We start from the raw sequence: 22,003 nt of genomic DNA, 5'->3' as shown, positions 1-22,003 counted from the left end.
TTCAAATACATTTAGATATAAACGATAAAATAGCTCAACATTAGAATTATACTATGGATATTTAGTTTTCGACAATTAAAACTATTTATTTCACAACAAATTCGATAAATTGTGCATCTTCAAAAGAAATGGTTGACTGCCCATTTGTCATTTCCGTCACCCAATTTCGGAACTTTTCTTCTTCCTCTTTTAGCACGGATACAATGATTTCGACGCCTTCCAAGTAGCGAATTTCTTCTAATGTATACGAAGAACCTCGAATTTCATTTTCTACTTTACCAAGCCATGTGTAATCAATGGCAATGTTCATAAAATGATGAAGCTTACGTTCAACTACTTGTGCAGCGAGTAAGCCTTCTGTTGTCGCCTTCCCATATGCACGAATAAGACCGCCACCACCAAGCTTAATGCCACCAAAGTAGCGTGTGACGACAACGACCGTATCCTTTAAACCTTGTTTTTTTAAGACTTCTAACATAGGGACGCCAGCTGTGCCACTTGGTTCCCCGTCATCATTTGCTTTTTGAATATGATCATGCTCTCCAATAATATAGGCTGAGCAATTGTGTGTCGCGTTATGATGTATTTTCTTTATGCGGTCAATAAAAGAAATTGCATCCTCTTCTGTTTCTACGCGTTCTATATAAGTAAGAAAGCGAGATTTTGAAATAACAATTTCGCTTTCACCGTATCCTTTTACTGTTAAATAGTTTTCTCTCATCAGTATCAATCTCCTTTTAGGTAGAGTTATATTCTATAATTTTCATAAAGAAAAAGCATTAAATTTTAACTGGGTGATGCTATAATAGGTATAGACTATAGAATATATGAAATTGGTCTATTAAAATAGTAAGTAATCATAAGACATTAGACTGGGGAGTACATTATGTTTTCAACTGATACCTTCGATTTAAAGTCGCTTGATGACATATTTAATCGAATGATAGATACAATCATGAGCTCAAAAGATGATATCTTTATTATAAGTGAACAAAACCGAAGAAATTTCGAAGATATGCAAAAAGAGCTAGAAATTGTTCGAGAACAAGTTTCAATTGTGATTGATGAAGGTGATTCTTTAGAAAAAAGTACCCAGCTTGCTAAGCAAAGACTTGTGCTAGTGAGTAAAGCTTTTGATAAATATACCGAAGAACAAGTTCGAGAAGCATATGAAACTGCACAAGATTTTCAAGTGAAGCTCTCCGTGATTAGAACTCAAGAAAAACAGCTGCGCGATAAAAGAGATGATCTAGAGAGAAGATTAAGAGGGTTACTCGATACGATAGAACGAGCAGATCAGATTGTCAATCAAGTAAATGTCGTTTTGAATTACTTAACTTCAGATTTGAAAAATGTTGGTTTAGCACTTGAACAAGCAAAAATGAAACAAGACTTTGGTATACGTATTATCGCGGCGCAAGAAGAAGAGCGGAAACGTTTATCTAGGGAAATTCATGATGGGCCTGCTCAGATGCTGGCAAATGTACTAATGCGCACGGATTTAATAGATAGAACGTATCGTGAGAAGGGCATTGAATCTGCTTTGGCTGAAATTGTTGATTTAAAGAAAACGGTGCGTAATGCATTAACAGAGGTGCGACGTATTATTTATGATCTAAGACCAATGGCACTTGATGATTTGGGAATTGTCCCGACATTAAAGAAGTACGTATCGACAGTGACTGAATATAATCCTGGTGTTGAAGTTCATTTCCAATCGAGAAGCACCGAAAAGCGTATACCATCAAACTATGAAGTGTCTATTTTCCGATTAGTGCAAGAATGTGTAACTAATGCTATGAAGCACGGGAAATGTAAGGAGATTTGGGTAAAACTTGAGTGGTTGAACAATGCCGTAAATATCGTTGTAAAGGATGATGGTATAGGTTTCGATCCACAGGTAGTTAAAGATCATTCCTTTGGGATTTTAGGAATGAAAGAACGTATCGAAATTTTGGATGGTACAATTTCCATTAAAAGTGAGATAAATCGAGGGACGACGGTATTATTTAAAATTCCGTTATGATGAAGCAATTGTTGGAGAAATTTAGGGGGTAAAGGAAAATGACGAAGATTATTATTGTAGACGATCACCAGCTATTCCGCGAAGGAGTAAAACGTATTTTAGATTTTGAAGATACGTTTGATGTAGTGGCAGAAGGTGATGATGGTGCGGATGTGGTGTCATTATATGCTGAAAATCAACCAGATGTTGTACTAATGGATATTAATATGCCAGGTAAAAATGGAGTAGAAGCTACGGCAGATTTAATTAGTGAATACCCAGATGCAAAGGTTATTATGTTATCAATTCATGATGATGAAACATATGTAACACACGCGCTAAAATCGGGATCACTTGGTTATATGCTAAAAGAGATGGATGCTGACGAAATTGTTGAAGCTATTAAAGTAGTTGCAAATGGTGGATCTTATCTACATCCAAAGGTAACTAAAAATTTAGTAGCGGAATTCCGTCGTCTTTCTGAGCATGAAAATAAAGGGAATTTCCATCAAACAGAAATTCGTCGACCATTCCATTTACTAACAAAACGTGAATGTGAAGTATTACAATTATTAACAGATGGTCAATCTAACCGTACAATTGGTGAGACATTGTTTATTTCTGAAAAAACAGTTAAAAACCACGTTTCAAGCATTTTACAAAAAATGAATGTAAACGACCGCACACAAGCCGTTGTTACAGCTATCAAAAACGGCTGGGTTGAAGTACGTTAATTGCATAACATTAAATTAAAAGCTGTTTTTAAAGGCTACTATATTATGTAGTAGTTTTTAAAGCAGTTTTTTTATGGTCGAACACCTGTAGGTAACGGATCTTGTTAAAAGTGTAGCTATTTAACTTTAGAGATCACTCAATGTGCAACATTTTAAAATCGTAGGCGTCATATGAAAGATGTAGCACCTAAATGTTGAAAATTCACAACAAAATTCCTACAGTAGGATTTATATGCTACAATATGCGCGGGAGGTTTTTTGATGTTAAAGAAAAGTTTTCTAGCAGTTTTTACCTTATTAATGTTAACTGCCTGTGGTAATAAAGATGAAGAGAATAGTGCGGAAGATCGTGCAAAAACGATTGAAGATGGAACTGTTGGTTTTGAAATGGTTGGCGATAATGTAGAAAAAGCTACGAATGTACCAGCAGAAGAAGAAAAAGCAATTTTAGCAGCTTTCGATGAATATATTGCTGCGTTAAATAAAGAAGAAATCAATCGTTATATGCAAACAATAGCGAAGGATCCAAGAGGCTTTAAGTATGATGAAGAGAAGGTTTATGCAACTGAAGCCTTCGATCAATTTGATAGTAAACGTGAAGTAGCAAATGTGACCATTGCAAAATATAAGGAAGAAGAAGCGGAGGTCTTTGCCAATATGACACTCCATTCTCTGCAACTTGAAACAAACATCGAACATGAAAGTGCAGGGCGTCAGGTAACTGTTTTTGTAAAAGAGGACGGGGCCTGGAAGGTAACGAGTGTCTATTATATTGGAGATGACTCTAAATCAACCACCGGCAAATAAGAATAAGACAACCTCTGAGGGATTCAACGCAGTTTCGCAAAGAGGTTATCTTCATTCAGCAGATGAATGTGGATGTGGTCCCATTTCGGAGTTTCCAAACACCTACTGAATGAAGATAATGCCTCTGAATGTAATTACACCAAGGCGAAATTGATACATAGATAATGAATGTGAAAAGAATTACGCAATGTCGTAATTCATTTCACATTCATTTCTTTTTATTGTAAACTATGTAGAATAGGAGAGTGGACATGAATGAGGACAGCAATCGTAACAGATAGTACTGCGTATATTCCGGCTGAGGAACGAGCACGCTTAAACATTCATATGATTCCGTTAAGTGTAAATATTTCGGGGCAATTATTTGCAGAAGAAGTAGATATCACGGCATCTGAATTTTATGATAAAGTACGCGGGTCAAAAGAATTTCCAAAAACAACGCAGCCCCCAATCGGAGAATTTGTCTCTCTCTTTGAAGAGTTGGCAAAAGAGTATGATGAGGTAATATCTATTCATTTATCAAGTGGAATCAGTGGAACATATCATGGTGCAGTTCAAGCAGGCGAAATGGTGGAAGGCATTGATATGTACGCTTTTGATACTGAAATATCCTGTGCGGTACAGGGTTTTTATGTTTTACGAGCAGCTGAAATGGCTGCACAAGGTTGTTCAGCAAAAGAAATACTTGCTACATTAGCGGACATGAAGCAGTATGCCCGAGCTTACTTTATTGTAGATGACTTAGCGCACTTACAACGTGGGGGACGTCTGTCTTCAGCAGCGGCATTAATAGGTGGCTTATTACAAGTAAAGCCTGTGCTTCATTTTGTGGACAAGGTCATTGTACCTTTTGAAAAAATTCGTACGCGTAAAAAAGCATTAAGGCGTGCGGAGGAGCTAATGGCGGAGGATGCTAAAAAGTATGAAGCAATGGACGCTGTTGTTATCCACGCCAATTGCCAAGCTGAAGCAGAAGAATGGCTAGCACAACTAGCTGCAACTTACCCAAACGTTAACTTTAAATTGAGCTATTTCGGTCCCGTGATCGGCACACATTTAGGTGAAGGCTCATTGGGGTTATGCTGGATAAAAAAATAACCTTAAATAAGAAAGTCTCTACAGAAAAATGTAGAGGCTTTTTTGTTATTTTAGAAGGTATCCGATTTTGCCAGGAGACACGAGAGAATCGCTGATAAACGTGTGGAAATCGCTGATAAAAGATCTAGAATCGCTGATAAACGTGTGGAAATCGCTGATAAAGTCCGAGAATCGCTGATAAATCTGTGGGAATCGCTGGTAAACGCGAGAACATCGCCGCTAAAAGTGCCAAAATCGCCGGTAAACCCGAGAACATCGCCGCCAAAAGTGCCAGAAACGCCGCTAAATCCAAGAACATCGCCGCTAAAGAACTGCTGAAGAAAATCACCTACCTGAAAGGAGCAAAGCAATGGAAAAAAAAGGTTGTTTGTTGCCACTTGCATTACGAGATTTTCATGAAGGACGTATTTGGTTAAAGGAGTATTCCCCGTTTTCAAAGGGAGATATCGAGAAAGCGATCCATCACAAACACTTCCATATAATAGAAGGAATTCAAAAAGTGCCACATCTTAAATGCAACCGTTGCCATAATACTGATCCGCAGCAATTTACAACGTTTGATTGTTCGAAGTGCCAGCAGCAATGTATCTATTGTAGACATTGTCTGAATATGGGCAGAGTGGGTAGCTGTACGCAATTGATGATTTGGACTGGCCCATCTGCAATTAGAACAAAAAAGCATCCACTTGAATGGGCAGGACAATTTACTGTGCTGCAACAGCAGGCAGCAAATGAATTACTAGAAAGTGTGAAGGTAAAACGTTCCCACTTGTTACATGCGGTATGTGGGGCGGGGAAAACAGAGCTGCTTTTCCCAACTGTTCATTATGCTTTAGAGCTGGGGTTACGAGTGTGTATTGCTACGCCTCGTACAGATGTAATATTAGAGTTATTTCCACGCTTTCAAAAGGTCTTCCCGCAAACGACCATCCATGCTTTATATGGTGGATCACCGAAGCAGGAGGGCTATGCGCAGCTAGTGTTGGCTACAACTCATCAGCTCTACCGTTTTGAACGAGCGTTTGATGTCATGATTGTTGATGAGGCTGATGCATTTCCGTATACATTTGACGAAACGTTACAAAGAGCTGTACAAAAAGCAAAAACGGAAAACGCACCAATATTGTTTGTCACAGCAACACCTTCACAAAAATTACTTACTGCGTATCAAAATAAAAGTTATTCATTCATCCCGAAACGTTACCATAATCGTCCATTACCAGTCCCTCGATTTGATGCCCTATGGAGCTATGAAAAGAACTTGAAACGAGGAAAAATCCCGCGAAAGCTAAAACAATGGACGGAGGATCGTCTTGCACATAAAGAACCATTTCTATTATTTTTCCCGAAAGTAGAGTTAATGAAAATAGCTACGCCTCTTTTTCAGTTATTAGATGCAAGCATTTTGGCAGTCCATGCCGAAGATCCTGATCGTAAAGAAAAAGTGCTTAAACTACGTCACGAAGAAGTTCCGGGTTTACTCACAACAACCATTTTAGAACGAGGTATTACGATAAAGAATGTGCAGGTTGCAGTTATTGGGGCGGAATCGACTATTTTTACTTCCAGTGCACTTATCCAAATTGCTGGGCGAGTTGGTCGAAATGCTGATTTTGCAGATGGAGACGTTGTATTTTTTCATCATGGCATTACAACTGAAATGGATGATGCTCGTACGAAAATTCTTTATTACAATAAGAAAGGATTTTTGCAATGAATAAAATTGAAACACTGTGCTTATTATGCTCACAACCTCTGCAACCAGTAATTTCTTGGAAAATGCTTTTAACAAACCACTTTCAGCCAACCATCTGTGATAAGTGCTCAGCTCGATTTGAACATTCGCCCACAGCAACAGCACTCTTCCAATACAACGACGCTATGAAGGATTACTTGCATCAATATAAATTTCTTCAGGATGTAGCACTCGCAAAAGTATTTCGGCAAGAGCTATATGCACGGTTCAAAAATGAAAAAGCTATTATTATACCGATTCCTATGCATCCCCTCAAACAAAGGGAACGTACCTTCTCGCATATGGAGGAGCTATTAAAGGCTGCCAATATTCCTTTTATACAACTTTTAGAAAAGACGACAACAGAAACGCAAAGCTCCAAAAATAGAGTTGAGCGAATACAAGTAGCCCCTCTTTTTCGTCTGATGGTTGGTGCACATGTAGAGCATAAACAATATCTCCTTTTTGACGATATAAAAACTACAGGAACTACGCTACGGCATGCCAGCGAGATTTTATTACATGCAGGTGCCCGAAATGTTCAAAGCTTCACATTAATTAATGGATGAAAATGCTAATGCGTCATGTATAATAGATACGAATATATATGATTCGTATTTTACTGTTATTATGCGAGAGGAGGAAGAGTAATGGCAGAGGTTCGCAATTGTCCGAAATGTAATGAGTTTTTTAATTATACTGGGGTTAGAGAAGTATGTCATAAATGCGCTCAATCTGAAGAAGAATTATATCAAATCGTTTATCGCTTTTTACGTAAACGTGAAAACCGTGCTGCGACAGTAGAACGGATTGTTGAAGCAACAGGAGCTGAAGAGGCGCTATTGTATAAATGGGTTCGCAAGGGTCGTTTACAGACGGCGATGTTTCCTAATCTTGGCTACCCGTGTGACAACTGTGGTCATCTAACGACAACAGGCAAACTTTGTACAAAATGCCAAGATGAATTGAAGGCGGATTTACGTACATTTGAAGCGGCGAAAGAGTTCCGTGAAAATGTAGTACAACATGATCGTGCAACATATCACTCAGAACGAAAACGCTAAACGCTTAAAGTGTGTTAATTTTAAACAAAATTAGCACATTTTTTTATGTTTGAAAACTTAACATTATGTGAGACAATCCGAAATAATAGTAAGATAGCGTATTAGATAGGAGGGGAAAAAATGAAAATTACATCTTATGGGGTTAATGCAGTAAACGCCTATAAAAATCAGGTGCGCAATGTAAAATCAGGCACAAACAAGGCATCTTTCGCCGATAAAATCGAAATTTCAAAGGCTGCACAGGAGATGCAAGGAGTTTCAACATATAGCGCCGAGCGTGCAGAACGCGTAAAACAATTAAAAGAAGGAATTGCTTCGGGTGAATATAAAGTCAACGCTCGGAAAGTTGCAGAAGATATGCTGAAATATTATCGTTTCTAAGGAATATCAGAGAGGGTGCTTAGCAATATGTCTGTAGAAGCGATCTGTTCTACACTAACAATGCTAGAAAGAATGCATAAAAGCTTACTTGAACTAGCCTTTAAAAAAACGGAAATCATTACAGCTGGCAATATTGAAGCACTGGACCAATTGCTCAAGGATGAGCAGGCACATGTAGCGGCCATCGACAAGCTCGAGCAACAGCGTCAGAAACAGGTAACGGAATACCTTGGAGCAAAAGGATTTGCTTCAACTGACAAAACGACTGTCGCTAATGTCATCGAGGCTGCTGAACAACAAACTGATAAAGACACACTATCAGCAGTTCGCAATCGATTATTGCAAATCATCAATGACCTAAAAAAACAAAATGATTTAAACCAAAAACTAGTGTACCAATCACTACAAATTGTCAATTTAACATTAGATAATCTACGACCTCAACCTGAACAAATTAATTACTCAGGCAATGAGGTACGCGGCACAAATTCAATGGCCAAAAAATCATATTTCGATTCGCAAGCGTAGTTTCTTGCACGGACGCAAGAAATTATGCTTGAACTTATAAACGGTACTAAAAGGAGGAAAAACAATGCGCTCAACATTTATGGGCTTAGAAACTAGTAAACGTGGTTTGTTTACACAACAAACAGCTTTATATACTACTGGACATAATATTTCCAATGCAAATACATTAGGTTACTCTCGCCAACGAGTAAATATGCAAGCGACTCCGGGCTTTCCAAATGCAGGCTTAAATCAACCTGTTTATCCAGGCCATCTTGGTACTGGGGTTGAAGCGGGGTCAATTCAACGTATTCGCGATGAATTTATCGATCGTCAATATCGTCAAGAAACGAATAAGTTGGGTTATTGGGATTCAACAGCAAAGTCGATTGCGCAAATGGAAGATATCATGTCAGAGCCTTCAGAGTTTGGTATTAATCAATCATTTACAGATTTTTGGAAGTCGATGGAAGATGTTATTGACAATCCAAAAGACGCAGCTGCGCGTCAAGTATTAATTGCTAAAGGAAAGTCTATTGCGGAGTCCTTTAATTATATGGATAGACAGCAAAAACTTATCCAAGGTAATATCGGAAATGAAATTAAAGTATCAACAGATAAAGTGAATTCGATTCTTAAACAAATTGCAGCCATTAATAAACAAATTCAAGAAGTTGAGCCGAGTGGTTATGTGCCGAACGATTTATATGATGCACGTGATTTGTTAGTAGATGAGTTAAATGAAAATATCCCTGTATCGATTTCAATGCAAAAATCAGGTGGGTTAGCAAAAGATGTAGCGGAAGGTTCTATGACGATTACATATGTACCAGCGGATGGCAGCGCACCTATTAAATTAGTGGATGGTAAAGAATATGCTGCACTTGCAACGATGGACACAAACAATCAGCGCGTCGATGGTGAGGTAGATGAGCAAGCGACAGGGAGCTATTTTGAATTTAAGGAAATTAAAATCTCTGCTGTTGGCGAGCCACCAGCAGATCCAACGACAGGACCTCATAAAATTGATTACAGTCAAATGGACCCTGATAAAGGAACATTGCGTGCATTAATTGATGCGTATGGACATAGCGGTGGACAAGGTACTTATCCTGAAATGCTTGCAAACTTAGATAATCTCGCAAATGAATTTATTACAAAATTTAATGATATTCATAAAATAGGTGTCGGTCTAGACAATAGTACAGGTATTGACTTTTTCGCAGGAACAACTGCAAGAGATTTTAAAGTGGTGATTACTGATCCGAAGCAGGTAGCTGTATCTGATACGGCGGGTGAGGAAGGTAATAACCAAAACATGCGTAAGTTAGCGGAGCTTCAAAAACAAGCACAAGCAAACTTAAAGCAAGGTACATTCCAAAGCTATTATAAATCATTAGTAGGGGATTTAGCAGTAAAGGGACAGGAAGCAGAGCGTAATGCTTTCAACTCTAAAACATTGCACTTACAAATTTCTAATAACCGTGATTCAATGAGCTCGGTTTCGTTAGATGAAGAGATGACTAATATGATTACATTCCAGCAAGCATACAATGCCAATGCACGTATGATTACAGTGGTAGATGAAACTTTAGATAAAATCATCAATGGTATGGGAAGAGTAGGGCTATAATAGTCACTTGACTGAGAGGAGATAAATTATGCGCGTCACACAATCAATGCTATCAAGTAATATGCTACGCAATTTAAATACAAGCTACAACAAAATGTCTAAATATCAAAATATGTTGGACTCTGGTAAAAAAATTACGAGACCATCTGAAGATCCAGTTGTAGCGGTCAAGGGAATGGGCTATCGTATAGATCTTGATAAAAACGAACAATACCAACGTAATATTCGTGAAGCACATACATGGCTAGATACAACAGACGAAGCACTTGATCAGACAGGCTCTGCATTAAAACGTGTAAAAGAACTTATTGTACAAGCTGCAAACGATACAAATACTACTGACGATCGTCAAAAAATAAATGCAGAAATGCAACAACTTAAGGAACAATTGCGTGATATTGCCAATACAAGAGTTGGTGAAAACTATATCTTTTCAGGTACGCATACAAACCAACCTCTTTATACTGATAAAACAGGACCACAAAACCCAGCAATTACTACTGGAGGACAGAAGGCGATTGAAATCAACGTATTTGATGGCATCCCAATGAATATTAATACTCCAGGTGCTGATTTATTTAAGGATATCGATGATTTTATGGGACAAGTTACAACACTTTTACAAAACGGTGCTACAGGTACGGAGATTGGAAATACACTTGGTTTAACAAGTGGTGGTGGCGCAATTCCTGGTTTAGATGCTGTTTATGAAAGTACATTGACCGTAAGAGCAGATGTCGGAGCTCGTCAAAATCGTGTGGAGATGATGGAGAATCGACTAGACCTTCAAGAAGTCAATGTAACAAAGCAACTGTCTGTCAATGAAGATACAGACTATGCTAAGACGATTACAGAGATGATTACACAAGAATCAATTCACCAAGCCTCACTATCTGTAGGAGCAAAAATTATTCAGCAAACCCTAGTAGATTTTATCCGATAAAATCTACTAGGGTTCTGCCCCGAAAGCGAAGCGGCAGGGGCAAACGCGAAGCGAAAAGTTCTGCCCCGAAAGCGAAGCGGCAGGGGCAAACGCGAAGCGAAAAGTTCTGCCCCGAAAGCGAAGCGACAGGGGGCAATACCAAAGCGTTTGAACAATATGTTCAGACGCTTTTCTTGAAAGGAGAGATGTAGATGAGACTCCCACAAATTCAAATTCATACAACGGATGCGAAAATAGACCTTGATATAGCTAAGTCACAACAATATATTAAACAACCTAATGCAACACAGCATATTGAGCAGCCAGCCGCAATTTTGGAAATTAATACAACAAAAGGCGTTTTAAAAATCGATTCTTCACAGGCAAGACGTGATTTAGGTTTAATCGGTCCTATTGAATCAAGTGCAAACTACGCAGAAAAAGGTAAACAAGAGGCTCTGAAAGGAATGGCACGAAGAGCTAGAGAGGGACGTCAAATGATGGAGAACGCTGGTAAAGATCAGGGACGTGCGACAATCCAAAACATCGCGAAACAAAATCATGGTCCACACCGTGTACAATTCAACGTGAAATTTGTCCCATCTATAGGATCAGTTAAAATCGACTATACGCCTGGGACAACGGACGTCAATATCCAGCGTAGAGAACCAATTATTGACGCAAAAGTGAACAAACCAATTCATGAATACACACCAGGAAAAGTAACTGGTACAATGGTACAAAGACCAGATGTCGACATCGATGTCAACATCTAAAGGAGCGCAAGGAATAGATGAAAATTACAACAAAATTTTTAGGTGAGGTCGAAATTGTTGAAAAAGACATACTTACGTTTGAACAAGGACTACTTGGATTAGAAAGTCATAAAAGATTCGTACTACTTCCTATCTCTGAAGAACATCCATTGGCATTGTTACAATCAGTTGAACAAGTTGAAATAGGCTTTGTAGTTGCTTATCCATTCGCCTTTAAAAAAGACTATAGTTTTGATTTAAGCGAAGAGGATTTAGAACAACTACAAATTGAAAATGAAGAGGATGTTATAACATACGCTATTGTCACAATGAAGGAAACACTTCAGGACTCTACTATTAATTTACTTGCACCTTTAGTTATTAACATGGATAAAAAATGTGGTAAACAAATTGTTCTTCAAGATAATAAATCCTATCCATTACGCTACTCAATGCAATCGTTGGAAGGAAGTGCGAAATAATGCTAGTTTTATCACGTAAGAAAGATGAATCTATTATGATTGGCGACCAAATCGAAATAAAAATATTAGCAGTAGAAGGTGAACAAATTAAGTTAGGTATAGTCGCACCTAAAACAGTCAAAGTACACCGTTCGGAAGTTTTTGAAGCTATTCAAGCACAGAATAAAGAAGCTTTATCAGCATCGTCAAGCTTCTTGGAACAACTAAAGCAAAATAAAGACTAAATACTTTGGGCGTTGATGTTATAAGAAATACAAACACGGAGCTTATTACATAAAAAAATAAAAAAAGTTTTAAAAAACTATTAAACATTTCCAACTAATTACGATATATAGATTGTAAGGTGCAGGAAGTACATACTACCTAATCCTAAATTCCACACGGATGTGGAATAACAAAAACAAACATTCAAGGAGGAATTCCAAATGAGAATTCAACACAACATTTCAGCTTTAAACACACACCGTAACCTAGCTTTCAACAACACTCAATCTTCTAAAAACCTTGAGAAATTATCTTCTGGTTACAAAATCAACCGCGCTGGTGACGATGCTGCTGGTTTAGCAATCTCAGAAAAAATGCGTGCACAAATCAAAGGTCTTGACATGGCTACTAAAAACTCTCAAGACTCAATCTCTTTAATCCAAACTGCTGAGGGTGCTCTTAACGAAACACACTCTATCCTACAACGTATGCGTGAATTATCAGTACAATCTCGTAACGATACGAATGAAGATTTAGACCGTGGTTTCTTAAATGATGAAATTACACAATTAAAATCAGAAATCGATCGTATCGCAACTACAACTGAGTTCAACGAAAAGACTCTATTAAATGGTGGTTTATCTACAGGTTCTGAGTTAACATTCCAAATTGGTGCAAACGAAGGCCAAACAATGAAATTAGCAATTAATAATATGCAAGTGAGCGCATTAGCTGCTGGTGGTGCTTTATCTAGTATTGACATTTCTTCTGGTACAGGAGCAAGTGATGCAATTGCTGTAATTGATGAAGCTATCAAAACAGTTTCTACTCAACGTTCTGCATTAGGTGCTGTACAAAACCGTCTAGAGCACACAATTAACAACTTAGGTGCTGCTTCTGAAAACTTAACAGCTGCTGAATCACGTATCCGTGATACAGACATGGCTGCAGAAATGATGGCGTTCACTAAGAACAACATCCTTACTCAAGCGGCTCAATCTATGTTAGCTCAAGCTAACCAACAACCACAAGGTGTTCTTCAATTATTACAATAATTGAATATAAAGAAAAACCCACTCTCAGAGTGGGTTTTTTCTTTATATTTTTAAGTATTTGTCGATAAATAAAGGGAGGTGAGTATTTTGCAGGATCAGTTTAACATTGAATTATTCGATTCAAAAAATGGTGTGAAAACGATAAAGGTAAATAATTATTTTTTACATAGTAAATACAATCCATTATTAGAAGCAAAGCAATTCGCACAAAAAAATTATAAACCTGGGTGCATTCAAATTGTTTTTGGTTATGGTAAGGGCTATATTGTCGATGAAATTAGGAAACTAGCAATTAGTAATGAGAAAATCCTTGTAATAGATCCAATCTTTGAAGGTGATATTTCATGTGAGGGATTTGAATTAATTGCTTACGAAAATAATCAAGATATCCTGTATAAACAGTTAGTGAATTCAATAAAAGTTACAGATAACATTAATCTAATTGTATCTCCTAATTATGATAAAATAATACCTAATGAATATAAGGCTTTTTTAAAAGCTTTAAATGAAAAGCTACATTTTGACCAAGTTACAATTAATACTTTTAGAGGCTTTCAATCTGTATGGCATAGAAATTATATTAATAATATTAAAAGTGCAATTAAAGATTACTCATTGAAAAATCTATATAATAAATATACTTGTCCTATAGTAATTGCATCTGGAGGGCCATCATTAAACAAACAATTAAGGTTATTAAAAGAAATAAAAAATAATATAATATTAATTGCTGCAGGTTCTACTATTAATAGTTTACTTATGGCTGAGATAGAACCGGACTATGTGGTTTCTATAGATGGATCTATAGAAAATTATGGGCATTTTAAAGAACTAAATTTAAATAAAAGTAAATTAATATATAGTATGACAAACCATCCTAATATAAGAGATGTTTTTAGCGATGACGCTTACTTCTTTTTAAATGAAAGTGATAGCTATTTAAAAGATCATTTAAAAAGTATTGTAAAAAAAGAAGTTGTGACCCATAGTGGTGGAGGATCGGTGGCTAATTTCGCATTTTCAATAGCTTTACATATGACTACAGGCCCAATTGCATTTATTGGTCAGGATTTAGCATATACGGATAATAAAACACATGCTGATAATAATAAGTATTTAAACGTTGTAGATGAAGAATTTAAGAGTAGCAGAAATTTAATTGAAGCTACAGGTTATTATGGAATTCCAGTTTTAACAGATTATCCATTTTTGATGATGAAGCAGGCCTTTGAGAAAATAAAAAGTAAATTTGCCTTAGATCGACAAATTTATAATTGTACTGAAGGGGGGGTATTAATAGAACAATTTACTAATATGCCTTTTGAGAAATTTAGCGAGAAGTATGCTACCAAAATAGTTGATAGTGTTAGGGAAAATGATTTTATTGAAAAAAACGTAGGACATAGGGAACAAGCCATACAAAAATTGCAAAATGAATATAGTTTATATATTAGGCTAGTAAAACTATTAAAAGAGAATTTAGCTTACTTATCTAAGAATAAATTTGAAGATAAATTTTCTCAAGAAATTTTAAGAAAATTAGAAAAAAATGATAGAGCAGTAGAAAAATTAACTAAGCAGACATCATTAACAGTTGCAATACAATATATTAACATTGAAGTTTTAAAGTACTTTCAAGTAAAAAAAGGAGAAACACCCAAAGAGGCATATAAACGTGTATATACCCAAAGTGAAACATTATATAAAAGTCTGCTTGAAGCAGTTGAAGGAGCAGCAAAAGATATTAATGAATTATTAAAAAATATTTAATACTAGGAGTGAATTTGGCCTTGAATAATTTGTTTATTGAAACAATGCAAAGCTACAATGAATATTTAGAGAATATAGTACTAGGAAGCGATTCTATTATTAGTAAAATTCAAAATAATGAGGTACCACAAGCTCTTCAATTAATTCTTCAATTTAGTGAAGGTATGACATGGTTAATTGATGTAAACCACAAGCTGAAAGAGTTAGGATACGATAATGAGTTAAACCATGAATCTATTCAAGGTTTTTTAAGCGAGATTAATAATGGATTGGAAATTCAAGACTATGTCCTAGTATCAGATATATTTGAATACGAAATTAAACCATTTTTTGAAAGCTGTTCACTTTATGAAATTAAATAATAAAGGTTGTCTATAATATGAATAAAAAAATACTAGTTACCGGAGCTGATGGTTTTATCGGCTCTCATTTGACAGAAGAATTAGTACGGTTAGGTTATGATGTACGTGCATTTGTTTATTATAACTCATTTAATTCGTGGGGGTGGTTGGATCAATCACCTCAGGATATTAGGTCATTATTAGATGTATTTGCGGGTGATATTCGTGACCCATATGGTGTTAAAAAAGCAATGGAGGGCTGTACACATGTGTTAAATCTTGCAGCACTTATCGCTATTCCGTATTCGTATCACTCTCCAGCGACATATGTAGATACAAATGTGACAGGGACATTAAATGTAGTGCAAGCTGCTAAAGAGTTAGGGATAGAAAAAGTTGTACATACATCAACAAGTGAAGTATATGGAACTGCTTTATATGTACCGATAGATGAAGAACATCCGTTACAAGGTCAATCACCTTATTCTGCATCTAAAATTGGTGCAGATCAAATGGCATTATCATTTTATCGTTCATTTGATACACCAGTATCGATTATTCGCCCATTTAATACATATGGCCCTAGACAATCTGCTCGAGCGGTTATACCTACTATTATTAGTCAACTTGCAAGTGGTAAGGATGTTATTAGGCTAGGTGCAATCAGTCCTACGCGTGATTTTAACTATGTAAAAGATACTGTTAACGGTTTTATTTCTGTAATGGAATCACCGAATTCTATAGGTGAGGTGATTAATATTGGTTCTAATTATGAAGTTTCAATAGGAGAAACAGCAGAGACGATTGCAGATATTATGGGTATTGATTTAACAATAGAAACTGATGAGCAACGTTTAAGACCTGAAAAAAGTGAAGTAGAGCGTTTATGGGCAGAAAATAAAAAGGCTAAAGAATTGCTTGGATGGGAACCAAATTATGGAAATAAGGATGGGTTCCGAAAAGGTCTAGAAGAAACAATTAAATGGTTTACTAATCCCAAAAATTTATCTCAATATAAGGCAGATGTTTATAATATATGAATAATCAATGGATGCAATTTGCCAATGATGTAAAGGCGCTTTATAGCAAAGATTTTGTGCCTTTACATGAACCGACGTTTAATGACAAAGAAATTGAGTACGTAACAGATTGTGTGAAAACAGGCTGGGTCTCTTCGGTAGGGGCATATGTAACACGTTTTGAAGAAAAGCTAGCGGAATTTGTAGGTGTAAAACGTGCTGTCGCAGTTGTGAATGGCACAGCTGCATTACATATTGCTTTAATGGTAGTGGGGGTAGAGGCAGAAGATGAAGTGCTGATGCCTTCGCTTACTTTTATTGCGACAGCAAATGCCGTTTCTTATTTAGGAGCAGTACCACATTTTATTGATGTAAGTATGGACACATTAGGTGTAGATCCAATCGCACTAAAAGCTTATCTTAATAAAATTGGTGAAATGCGGAACGGAGAGTTTTTTAATAAAGAGACAGGTCGTCGTATTAAAGCGCTTGTGCCTATGCATACTTTTGGGCATCCTGTTTCAATAGAAGACCTTGTTGCGATTTGTAAGGATTATCATCTTGAGTTAGTAGAAGATGCAGCGGAATCTTTAGGAAGCTATTATAAAAACAAGCATACAGGAAGCTTTGGAAAAATTAGTGCCATTAGTTTTAATGGAAATAAAATCATGACAACTGGTGGTGGAGGTGCCATTGTGACAGATGATGAAACAATAGCTGACTATGCTAAGCATTTAACGACAACAGCTAAAATTCAACACAGATGGGCATTTAGGCATGATGAAATTGGCTATAATTATCGTATGCCAAATATAAATGCCGCACTAGGTTGCGCACAGCTAGAAAAAATGTCTGAATTTGTCGAGCAAAAACGTAAATTAACGATTAAGTATGAACAATTAATTACTAATTTACAAGGTGTACGTCTCTTTAAAGAACCAGCTAATTGTGACAGTAACTATTGGCTCCAAACACTAATTTTAGATGATACGCATAATCGTGAAGAAGTGTTAGCATTTTTAAATAATAATGGTGTAATGAGTCGCCCAATTTGGACACCAATGCATAATCTGGATATGTTTATGGATTGTCCAAAGATGGATTTAAGTGTGACGGATTCGTTAAATGAACGAGTTATTAATATACCAAGTACACCAATTAAAGAGGTTTAAATTATGAATCGAAAAATTTGTTTTGTAACGGGGACAAGGGCTGAATATGGTCTATTAACAAATTTAATGAAGCGAATTCAAGATGAGGAAGGATTCAAATTACAACTAGTTGTGACTGGGATGCATTTGTCACCTGAATTTGGTGAGACTTATAAACAAATAGAAGTGGATGGTTTTAAAATAGATGAGAAATTAGAAATGCTTTTATCGTCGGATACTGCTACTGGTGTTGTAAAATCGATGGGTCTGGCAATGATTGGATTTGCAGATGCTTTTGAACGTTTACAGCCAGATTTAATTGTTATTTTGGGAGATCGTTTTGAGATGCTTGCAGTGGCCCAAACTGCACTTGTAATGCATATTCCTATTGCTCATATATCAGGCGGGGAAATAACTGAAGGGGCAATTGATGATGCAATTAGGCATGCAATTACAAAATTAAGTTCTATACATTTTTCTGCAAACAAAGAATACAAAGAAAGAATTATTCAATTAGGCGAACAACCAGACCGGGTTTTTAACGTTGGAGATCCAGGTGTAGAAAATATCCGAAAGATAGATTATTTATCACAATATGAGCTTGAGGATTATTTTGGATTTGATTTAAGTAAGTTGTTCCTTATTACTTTCCACCCAACTACTTTAGAGCCCAATATGGCAAAATCTCAGCTTACAGAATTGTTTTTAGCATTAGATGAATTTAAAGATTTTAATATTATTTTCACAAAATCAAATGCGGACAGTGATGGTAGAATTATCAATGAAATGATTGATGAATATACTGCAAAAAACAATACAAGAGTTAGATCATATTTTTCATTAGGACAAAGAAGATATTTGAGTACTCTAAAAATTGCTAAAGTTGTAATTGGAAATTCTTCAAGTGGCATTGTTGAAGCACCTGTTTTATGTGTTCCTACTGTTAATATTGGAAATAGACAAAAAGGAAGATTAAAAGCTGAATCAATTATAGATTGCGATATTAGCAAAGGTAAAATTATTGAAGCTATTTCTAAAGCAACTAACACTCATTTCATTGAGAAGTTAAAAGATATACCTCTTAAATATGATGGGTTTGAAACTTCATCGGATATAGTTAAAGTGTTAAAAAAATTAGATTTTTCAACATTAACAAGAAAAAAATTCTATGATTATTAGGAAAGAAGGTAGTAGTATTCGAATAGGCGGAGACTTTGAAATAACACCAAATTTACTAGTAGGAAAACCAATAAATAATTTAAATGATTGGATACTGGATAGAGATGTTGTTTGGACAGATACAGGTCGTTCTGCAATCTATTTGGCGTTACAAGAACTATTACAAAAAGGGATAGAAAAAGTAGCATATTTGCCAGTATATTGTTGTGAATCAGTGAAACAACCTTTTTTTCAATTAGGTTTTGAAATTAAATACTATTCAATGGGAGAAGATTTACAACATCCTAATTATTTACCTGATGACTTAAATAATAAAGTATTATTATTTATTAATTATTTTGGATTTGAAAATAGCTGCATATATAGTTGGTTAAAAAAAATGAATGAACTCCAAAATTTCTATATAATCGAAGACTGCGTGCAAGCTGCCTTTAATAATTTTAATCATAGTTTGTCAGATTATAGTATCTATAGTTTTCGAAAATTTACGGCTCAACCAGATGGTGCAGCGTTAATAGCAAAATCCTCTTTATTGAATTTAGAACTTGAAACGAATTTCGATAACGAAGAGTTTTTAAGTAAACAAATATTTGGGAAAGTTTTAAGAGCCGCTGTAGAAGATGAAAAAGTATATTTAAATTTATTAAAAGAATCTGAGGCACTACTAGATACATATATTATACCAAATCAGATATCTGAAATTTCTAAGTTTATTATGAAAAGGATTAATATTAATGAATTAAAACAAAAAAGAAGAAAAAATTGGAATAATTTATACCATGAGTTGAAGTTGAGTGATTTATTGAAAACGAATATAAAAAGCTTGTATGACAGCATTGGTAATAATACTGTACCATTAGGTTTCCCTATTGTTGTAAAAAAAGAGTTGCGAGATGAACTATTACTTTTTTTGAGGGAACAGAATATATTTTGTCCAGTACATTGGCGAATCAATAGTTCATATTTTGAAGAAGATTATGAATTGAGTAATAAAATAATTACATTACCTATTGATCAAAGAATGAATGATGGTGAAATTAAATACATTATCGAAAACTTAATTAATTTTTATGAGGTGCACTAATTATGAAAACATATATTATAGCAGAGGCTGGGGTTAATCATAATGGGGATATTAACTTAGCTAAAAAGTTAATTGATATCGCGGTTAAAGCTAAAGTAAATGCAGTAAAGTTTCAAACTTGGATTACTGAGAATGTTATGAGTAGAACTGCCCCTAAAGCAGAATATCAGATTACGAATACTGGTAGTCAAGAAAGTCAATTTGATATGGAAAAAAAATTAGAATTGAAGTTTGACGAATTTATCGAGTTAAAGAACTATTGTGATGAAAAGGGAGTTGAATTTTTATCTACTCCATTTGATTTTGAAAGTGCAGATTTTTTAATTAATGTTTTAAAATTGGATACTATAAAAATTCCATCAGGTGAAATTACGAATGCTCCACTATTACTTTACATAGCAAAGTATCATAAAAATATTATACTTTCCACAGGTATGGCTACAGTAGCTGATATCCAAAATGCATTAGGAGTAATAGCATTTGGATTAATTAATGATAAAACTAACCCATCAATAGAGGCTTTTGAAAGAGCGTATATATCTGAACAAGGACAACAATTGTTAAGAGAAAAGGTGAGTTTGTTACATTGTACTACCGAGTATCCTGCACCAATAGATGAAACTAACTTACTAGCAATGAAATCACTTGGAAATGTATTTGGGTTACCTGTTGGTTATTCAGATCATACAAAAGGTATTGAAATTTCAATTGCTGCTGTTGCACTAGGTGCAACAATAATTGAAAAACACATAACTTATGACAAAAATGCCGAAGGGCCTGATCACGCTGCTTCGATTGAGCCTCTAGAATTAGTTAATATGGTAGAGAGTATTCGAAATGTAGAACTATCCTTAGGGAATGGTATTAAGGTCCCTAGTAATTCCGAAATAAAGAATAGAGAAGTAGCTCGAAAAAGTTTAGTTGCTTTTCAAAGTATTAAAAAAGGAGAATATTTTAGCAGTGGTAACATGGCAGTAAAAAGACCGGGTAGTGGACTATCCCCTTTCTATTATTGGGAGTTACAAGATCAAAGAGCCACAAAAGATTTTAAAATAGATGAGGAGATTACTTTAAAATGATTGTTTCGATGGAAAAAGCGATACAAATTTTCGAAGTACTCCCTGAAAATTTGCAATCATATTATATGCATCCCTCATACATAACTAGGGATGCACTAAATAATAAAGAGTTAAAAGTATGCTTTTTCGTTATTCAACAAGAAAATAATATTTTTTTTCATTCATTTTATTTAGGAAATGTGTTAGATACTAATTTAAAAGATATTCTAACCCCATATGGATACGGAGGGCCTATTATTATAGGTTCTGAAGCATTTAAAGAAAAAGCTATAAATAGTTATTTGGCATGGTGTAAAAAAAATAATGTATTAGTAGAATTTATACGTTTTCATCCTTTAGCAAATACATCTGAGGCGTATTATGGGAATTTAATGCTAAATAGAGAAACTATTTATATAGATTTAGAGAACTCTGGTGATTTAATTGGTAGCTTTAGCACACGAGTACGTACAGCAGTGAAAAAAGCTTATAAAAATAATTTGAAGGTAATTTTCTCAAAAGAACCTTTTTATTTAGAGGCGTTTATAAATCTATATAAGGATTTAATGTTGAATAAACAAGCTGGATCTGATTATTTTTTTGATGCTAGTTATTATAAAGAATTGTTAAATAGTAACCAAACTTTTTTATTGAGTGTAATAGATACTGAGGGTGAAATAGTAGCATCTTCCATTTTCTTTATGACAAATTCTATGGCAGAGTATCATTTGTCGGCATCAACAATAAAGGGAAGAAATTTATGTGCAACTAATATTATGATATATGAATTTGCTGAATTTGCTAAAAAAAATAAGGTTAAAAGTTTGTATTTAGGAGGAGGTACAGATAATTCGCCTGAAAACTCGCTACTCTTTTTTAAAAAAGGTTTTTCGGTGCTAAGTAAAAACTTTTATATTGGAAGTTACATTCATGAACCAGATAAATATAATGTTTTAAAAAGAAATATGGAAGATTCTGATAATAGAAAGGTTTTATTTTACCGTTAGCTAAAGTATTTA

Annotated in this window: 25 protein-coding genes; 23 read left to right on the top strand and 2 right to left on the bottom strand. The window is 35.3% G+C overall.

The features are described from left to right. Positions 1 to 85: 85 nt before the first annotated feature. Positions 86 to 721: a YigZ family protein gene (locus BFJ97_RS20555; protein ID WP_068986514.1), complete on the bottom strand. Its 636-nt coding sequence runs from the start codon at positions 719 to 721 to the stop codon at positions 86 to 88. A 165-nt stretch (positions 722 to 886) separates the two neighbouring features. Here BFJ97_RS20555 and BFJ97_RS20550 point away from each other — a divergent pair, with 165 nt between their 5' ends. From BFJ97_RS20550 to BFJ97_RS20535, 4 genes are all read left to right on the top strand, one after another. Continuing rightward, positions 887 to 2,026: a sensor histidine kinase gene (locus BFJ97_RS20550; RefSeq protein WP_068986513.1), complete on the top strand. Its 1,140-nt coding sequence runs from the start codon at positions 887 to 889 to the stop codon at positions 2,024 to 2,026. A gap of 38 nt (positions 2,027 to 2,064) precedes the next feature. Then, complete coding sequence (locus BFJ97_RS20545) at positions 2,065 to 2,739, top strand: response regulator (RefSeq protein ID WP_068986512.1); 675 nt, start codon at positions 2,065 to 2,067, stop codon at positions 2,737 to 2,739. Between the two features lie 261 nt (positions 2,740 to 3,000). Next, on the top strand, positions 3,001 to 3,546 hold the full coding sequence (locus BFJ97_RS20540; protein ID WP_068986511.1) for an AtzH-like domain-containing protein: 546 nt from the start codon (positions 3,001 to 3,003) through the stop codon (positions 3,544 to 3,546). Between the two features lie 255 nt (positions 3,547 to 3,801). Beyond that, positions 3,802 to 4,644, top strand: coding sequence for a DegV family protein (locus BFJ97_RS20535; protein WP_068986510.1), 843 nt, complete (start codon positions 3,802 to 3,804; stop codon positions 4,642 to 4,644). 50 nt (positions 4,645 to 4,694) lie between these two features. Here the strand turns inward: BFJ97_RS20535 and BFJ97_RS24375 are convergent, their stop codons facing one another. After that, positions 4,695 to 5,027, bottom strand: a complete 333-nt coding sequence (locus BFJ97_RS24375; RefSeq protein WP_139114493.1) for a hypothetical protein — start codon at positions 5,025 to 5,027, stop codon at positions 4,695 to 4,697. Here BFJ97_RS24375 and BFJ97_RS20530 point away from each other — a divergent pair. From BFJ97_RS20530 to BFJ97_RS20440, 19 genes are all read left to right on the top strand, one after another. Beyond that, positions 4,994 to 6,361 (top strand): DEAD/DEAH box helicase, encoded by a 1,368-nt coding sequence (locus BFJ97_RS20530; RefSeq protein WP_068986509.1) that lies wholly within the window; start codon positions 4,994 to 4,996, stop codon positions 6,359 to 6,361. The genes BFJ97_RS24375 and BFJ97_RS20530 overlap by 34 nt on opposite strands. Next, on the top strand, positions 6,358 to 6,948 hold the full coding sequence (locus BFJ97_RS20525; protein WP_068986508.1) for a ComF family protein: 591 nt from the start codon (positions 6,358 to 6,360) through the stop codon (positions 6,946 to 6,948). The genes BFJ97_RS20530 and BFJ97_RS20525 overlap by 4 nt, the downstream gene beginning before the upstream one ends. Positions 6,949 to 7,029: 81 nt before the next feature. Next, positions 7,030 to 7,443 (top strand): TIGR03826 family flagellar region protein, encoded by a 414-nt coding sequence (locus BFJ97_RS20520; protein WP_068986507.1) that lies wholly within the window; start codon positions 7,030 to 7,032, stop codon positions 7,441 to 7,443. 120 nt (positions 7,444 to 7,563) lie between these two features. Next, positions 7,564 to 7,824: a flagellar biosynthesis anti-sigma factor FlgM gene (flgM, locus tag BFJ97_RS20515; RefSeq protein ID WP_068986506.1), complete on the top strand. Its 261-nt coding sequence runs from the start codon at positions 7,564 to 7,566 to the stop codon at positions 7,822 to 7,824. 27 nt (positions 7,825 to 7,851) lie between these two features. Continuing rightward, positions 7,852 to 8,352: a flagellar protein FlgN gene (locus tag BFJ97_RS20510; protein WP_068986505.1), complete on the top strand. Its 501-nt coding sequence runs from the start codon at positions 7,852 to 7,854 to the stop codon at positions 8,350 to 8,352. A gap of 64 nt (positions 8,353 to 8,416) precedes the next feature. Continuing rightward, the gene (gene flgK / locus BFJ97_RS20505) at positions 8,417 to 9,964 is read left to right on the top strand and encodes a flagellar hook-associated protein FlgK (RefSeq protein WP_068986504.1); all 1,548 of its coding nucleotides are present in this window, start codon (positions 8,417 to 8,419) and stop codon (positions 9,962 to 9,964) included. A 28-nt stretch (positions 9,965 to 9,992) separates the two neighbouring features. After that, positions 9,993 to 10,907, top strand: coding sequence for a flagellar hook-associated protein FlgL (flgL, locus tag BFJ97_RS20500; RefSeq protein ID WP_068986503.1), 915 nt, complete (start codon positions 9,993 to 9,995; stop codon positions 10,905 to 10,907). A gap of 191 nt (positions 10,908 to 11,098) precedes the next feature. Next, positions 11,099 to 11,662: a DUF6470 family protein gene (locus BFJ97_RS20495; protein ID WP_068986502.1), complete on the top strand. Its 564-nt coding sequence runs from the start codon at positions 11,099 to 11,101 to the stop codon at positions 11,660 to 11,662. A gap of 17 nt (positions 11,663 to 11,679) precedes the next feature. Then, on the top strand, positions 11,680 to 12,123 hold the full coding sequence (fliW, locus tag BFJ97_RS20490; protein WP_068986501.1) for a flagellar assembly protein FliW: 444 nt from the start codon (positions 11,680 to 11,682) through the stop codon (positions 12,121 to 12,123). Then, on the top strand, positions 12,123 to 12,347 hold the full coding sequence (gene csrA / locus BFJ97_RS20485) for a carbon storage regulator CsrA (protein WP_068986500.1): 225 nt from the start codon (positions 12,123 to 12,125) through the stop codon (positions 12,345 to 12,347). Before fliW ends, csrA begins: the two co-directional genes overlap by 1 nt. Positions 12,348 to 12,548: 201 nt before the next feature. Next, complete coding sequence (gene hag, locus BFJ97_RS20480) at positions 12,549 to 13,382, top strand: flagellin Hag (protein WP_068986499.1); 834 nt, start codon at positions 12,549 to 12,551, stop codon at positions 13,380 to 13,382. A gap of 87 nt (positions 13,383 to 13,469) precedes the next feature. Further along, positions 13,470 to 15,152 (top strand): motility associated factor glycosyltransferase family protein, encoded by a 1,683-nt coding sequence (locus BFJ97_RS20475; RefSeq protein ID WP_068986498.1) that lies wholly within the window; start codon positions 13,470 to 13,472, stop codon positions 15,150 to 15,152. A gap of 14 nt (positions 15,153 to 15,166) precedes the next feature. Next, positions 15,167 to 15,514 carry a hypothetical protein gene (locus BFJ97_RS20470; RefSeq protein WP_254660218.1) on the top strand — a complete coding sequence of 116 codons (348 nt, stop codon included), beginning with the start codon at positions 15,167 to 15,169 and terminating at the stop codon, positions 15,512 to 15,514. Between the two features lie 17 nt (positions 15,515 to 15,531). Next, positions 15,532 to 16,533 carry an NAD-dependent 4,6-dehydratase LegB gene (locus BFJ97_RS20465; RefSeq protein WP_068986497.1) on the top strand — a complete coding sequence of 334 codons (1,002 nt, stop codon included), beginning with the start codon at positions 15,532 to 15,534 and terminating at the stop codon, positions 16,531 to 16,533. Then, the gene (locus BFJ97_RS20460) at positions 16,530 to 17,684 is read left to right on the top strand and encodes a LegC family aminotransferase (protein ID WP_068986496.1); all 1,155 of its coding nucleotides are present in this window, start codon (positions 16,530 to 16,532) and stop codon (positions 17,682 to 17,684) included. The genes BFJ97_RS20465 and BFJ97_RS20460 overlap by 4 nt, the downstream gene beginning before the upstream one ends. A gap of 3 nt (positions 17,685 to 17,687) precedes the next feature. Next, on the top strand, positions 17,688 to 18,842 hold the full coding sequence (gene neuC, locus BFJ97_RS20455) for a UDP-N-acetylglucosamine 2-epimerase (RefSeq protein WP_068986495.1): 1,155 nt from the start codon (positions 17,688 to 17,690) through the stop codon (positions 18,840 to 18,842). Beyond that, positions 18,832 to 19,926 (top strand): hypothetical protein, encoded by a 1,095-nt coding sequence (locus BFJ97_RS20450; RefSeq protein WP_068986494.1) that lies wholly within the window; start codon positions 18,832 to 18,834, stop codon positions 19,924 to 19,926. Before neuC ends, BFJ97_RS20450 begins: the two co-directional genes overlap by 11 nt. Positions 19,927 to 19,928: 2 nt before the next feature. Beyond that, the gene (gene neuB, locus BFJ97_RS20445; protein WP_068986493.1) at positions 19,929 to 21,005 is read left to right on the top strand and encodes an N-acetylneuraminate synthase; all 1,077 of its coding nucleotides are present in this window, start codon (positions 19,929 to 19,931) and stop codon (positions 21,003 to 21,005) included. Continuing rightward, positions 21,002 to 21,991, top strand: coding sequence for a GNAT family N-acetyltransferase (locus BFJ97_RS20440; RefSeq protein WP_068986492.1), 990 nt, complete (start codon positions 21,002 to 21,004; stop codon positions 21,989 to 21,991). The genes neuB and BFJ97_RS20440 overlap by 4 nt, the downstream gene beginning before the upstream one ends. Positions 21,992 to 22,003 lie beyond the last annotated feature (12 nt).

Origin of the sequence: Lysinibacillus xylanilyticus, assembly GCF_001708185.1 — a bacterium.
Lineage (GTDB): Bacteria > Bacillota > Bacilli > Bacillales_A > Planococcaceae > Lysinibacillus > Lysinibacillus xylanilyticus_A.
Note: the sequence above shows the minus strand (reverse complement) of the source record. Positions and strands in the feature narration are given on the sequence as shown.

Excerpts from the sequence above, each read along its gene's own strand:
- BFJ97_RS20520 (WP_068986507.1), top strand. The coding sequence starts at position 7,030 with ATGGCAGAGGTTCGCAATTGTCCGAAATGTAATGAGTTTTTTAATTAT.
- flgL (WP_068986503.1), top strand. The coding sequence starts at position 9,993 with ATGCGCGTCACACAATCAATGCTATCAAGTAATATGCTACGCAATTTA.
- BFJ97_RS20540 (WP_068986511.1), top strand. The coding sequence starts at position 3,001 with ATGTTAAAGAAAAGTTTTCTAGCAGTTTTTACCTTATTAATGTTAACT.
- neuB (WP_068986493.1), top strand. The coding sequence starts at position 19,929 with ATGAAAACATATATTATAGCAGAGGCTGGGGTTAATCATAATGGGGAT.
- BFJ97_RS20465 (WP_068986497.1), top strand. The coding sequence starts at position 15,532 with ATGAATAAAAAAATACTAGTTACCGGAGCTGATGGTTTTATCGGCTCT.
- flgM (WP_068986506.1), top strand. The coding sequence starts at position 7,564 with ATGAAAATTACATCTTATGGGGTTAATGCAGTAAACGCCTATAAAAAT.
- BFJ97_RS20525 (WP_068986508.1), top strand. The coding sequence starts at position 6,358 with ATGAATAAAATTGAAACACTGTGCTTATTATGCTCACAACCTCTGCAA.
- flgK (WP_068986504.1), top strand. The coding sequence starts at position 8,417 with ATGCGCTCAACATTTATGGGCTTAGAAACTAGTAAACGTGGTTTGTTT.
- BFJ97_RS20530 (WP_068986509.1), top strand. The coding sequence starts at position 4,994 with ATGGAAAAAAAAGGTTGTTTGTTGCCACTTGCATTACGAGATTTTCAT.
- BFJ97_RS24375 (WP_139114493.1), bottom strand. The coding sequence starts at position 5,027 with ATGCAAGTGGCAACAAACAACCTTTTTTTTCCATTGCTTTGCTCCTTT.
- BFJ97_RS20555 (WP_068986514.1), bottom strand. The coding sequence starts at position 721 with ATGAGAGAAAACTATTTAACAGTAAAAGGATACGGTGAAAGCGAAATT.
- BFJ97_RS20550 (WP_068986513.1), top strand. The coding sequence starts at position 887 with ATGTTTTCAACTGATACCTTCGATTTAAAGTCGCTTGATGACATATTT.
- BFJ97_RS20460 (WP_068986496.1), top strand. The coding sequence starts at position 16,530 with ATGAATAATCAATGGATGCAATTTGCCAATGATGTAAAGGCGCTTTAT.
- neuC (WP_068986495.1), top strand. The coding sequence starts at position 17,688 with ATGAATCGAAAAATTTGTTTTGTAACGGGGACAAGGGCTGAATATGGT.
- BFJ97_RS20545 (WP_068986512.1), top strand. The coding sequence starts at position 2,065 with ATGACGAAGATTATTATTGTAGACGATCACCAGCTATTCCGCGAAGGA.
- fliW (WP_068986501.1), top strand. The coding sequence starts at position 11,680 with ATGAAAATTACAACAAAATTTTTAGGTGAGGTCGAAATTGTTGAAAAA.
- BFJ97_RS20450 (WP_068986494.1), top strand. The coding sequence starts at position 18,832 with ATGATTATTAGGAAAGAAGGTAGTAGTATTCGAATAGGCGGAGACTTT.
- csrA (WP_068986500.1), top strand. The coding sequence starts at position 12,123 with ATGCTAGTTTTATCACGTAAGAAAGATGAATCTATTATGATTGGCGAC.
- hag (WP_068986499.1), top strand. The coding sequence starts at position 12,549 with ATGAGAATTCAACACAACATTTCAGCTTTAAACACACACCGTAACCTA.
- BFJ97_RS20510 (WP_068986505.1), top strand. The coding sequence starts at position 7,852 with ATGTCTGTAGAAGCGATCTGTTCTACACTAACAATGCTAGAAAGAATG.
- BFJ97_RS20440 (WP_068986492.1), top strand. The coding sequence starts at position 21,002 with ATGATTGTTTCGATGGAAAAAGCGATACAAATTTTCGAAGTACTCCCT.
- BFJ97_RS20495 (WP_068986502.1), top strand. The coding sequence starts at position 11,099 with ATGAGACTCCCACAAATTCAAATTCATACAACGGATGCGAAAATAGAC.
- BFJ97_RS20535 (WP_068986510.1), top strand. The coding sequence starts at position 3,802 with ATGAGGACAGCAATCGTAACAGATAGTACTGCGTATATTCCGGCTGAG.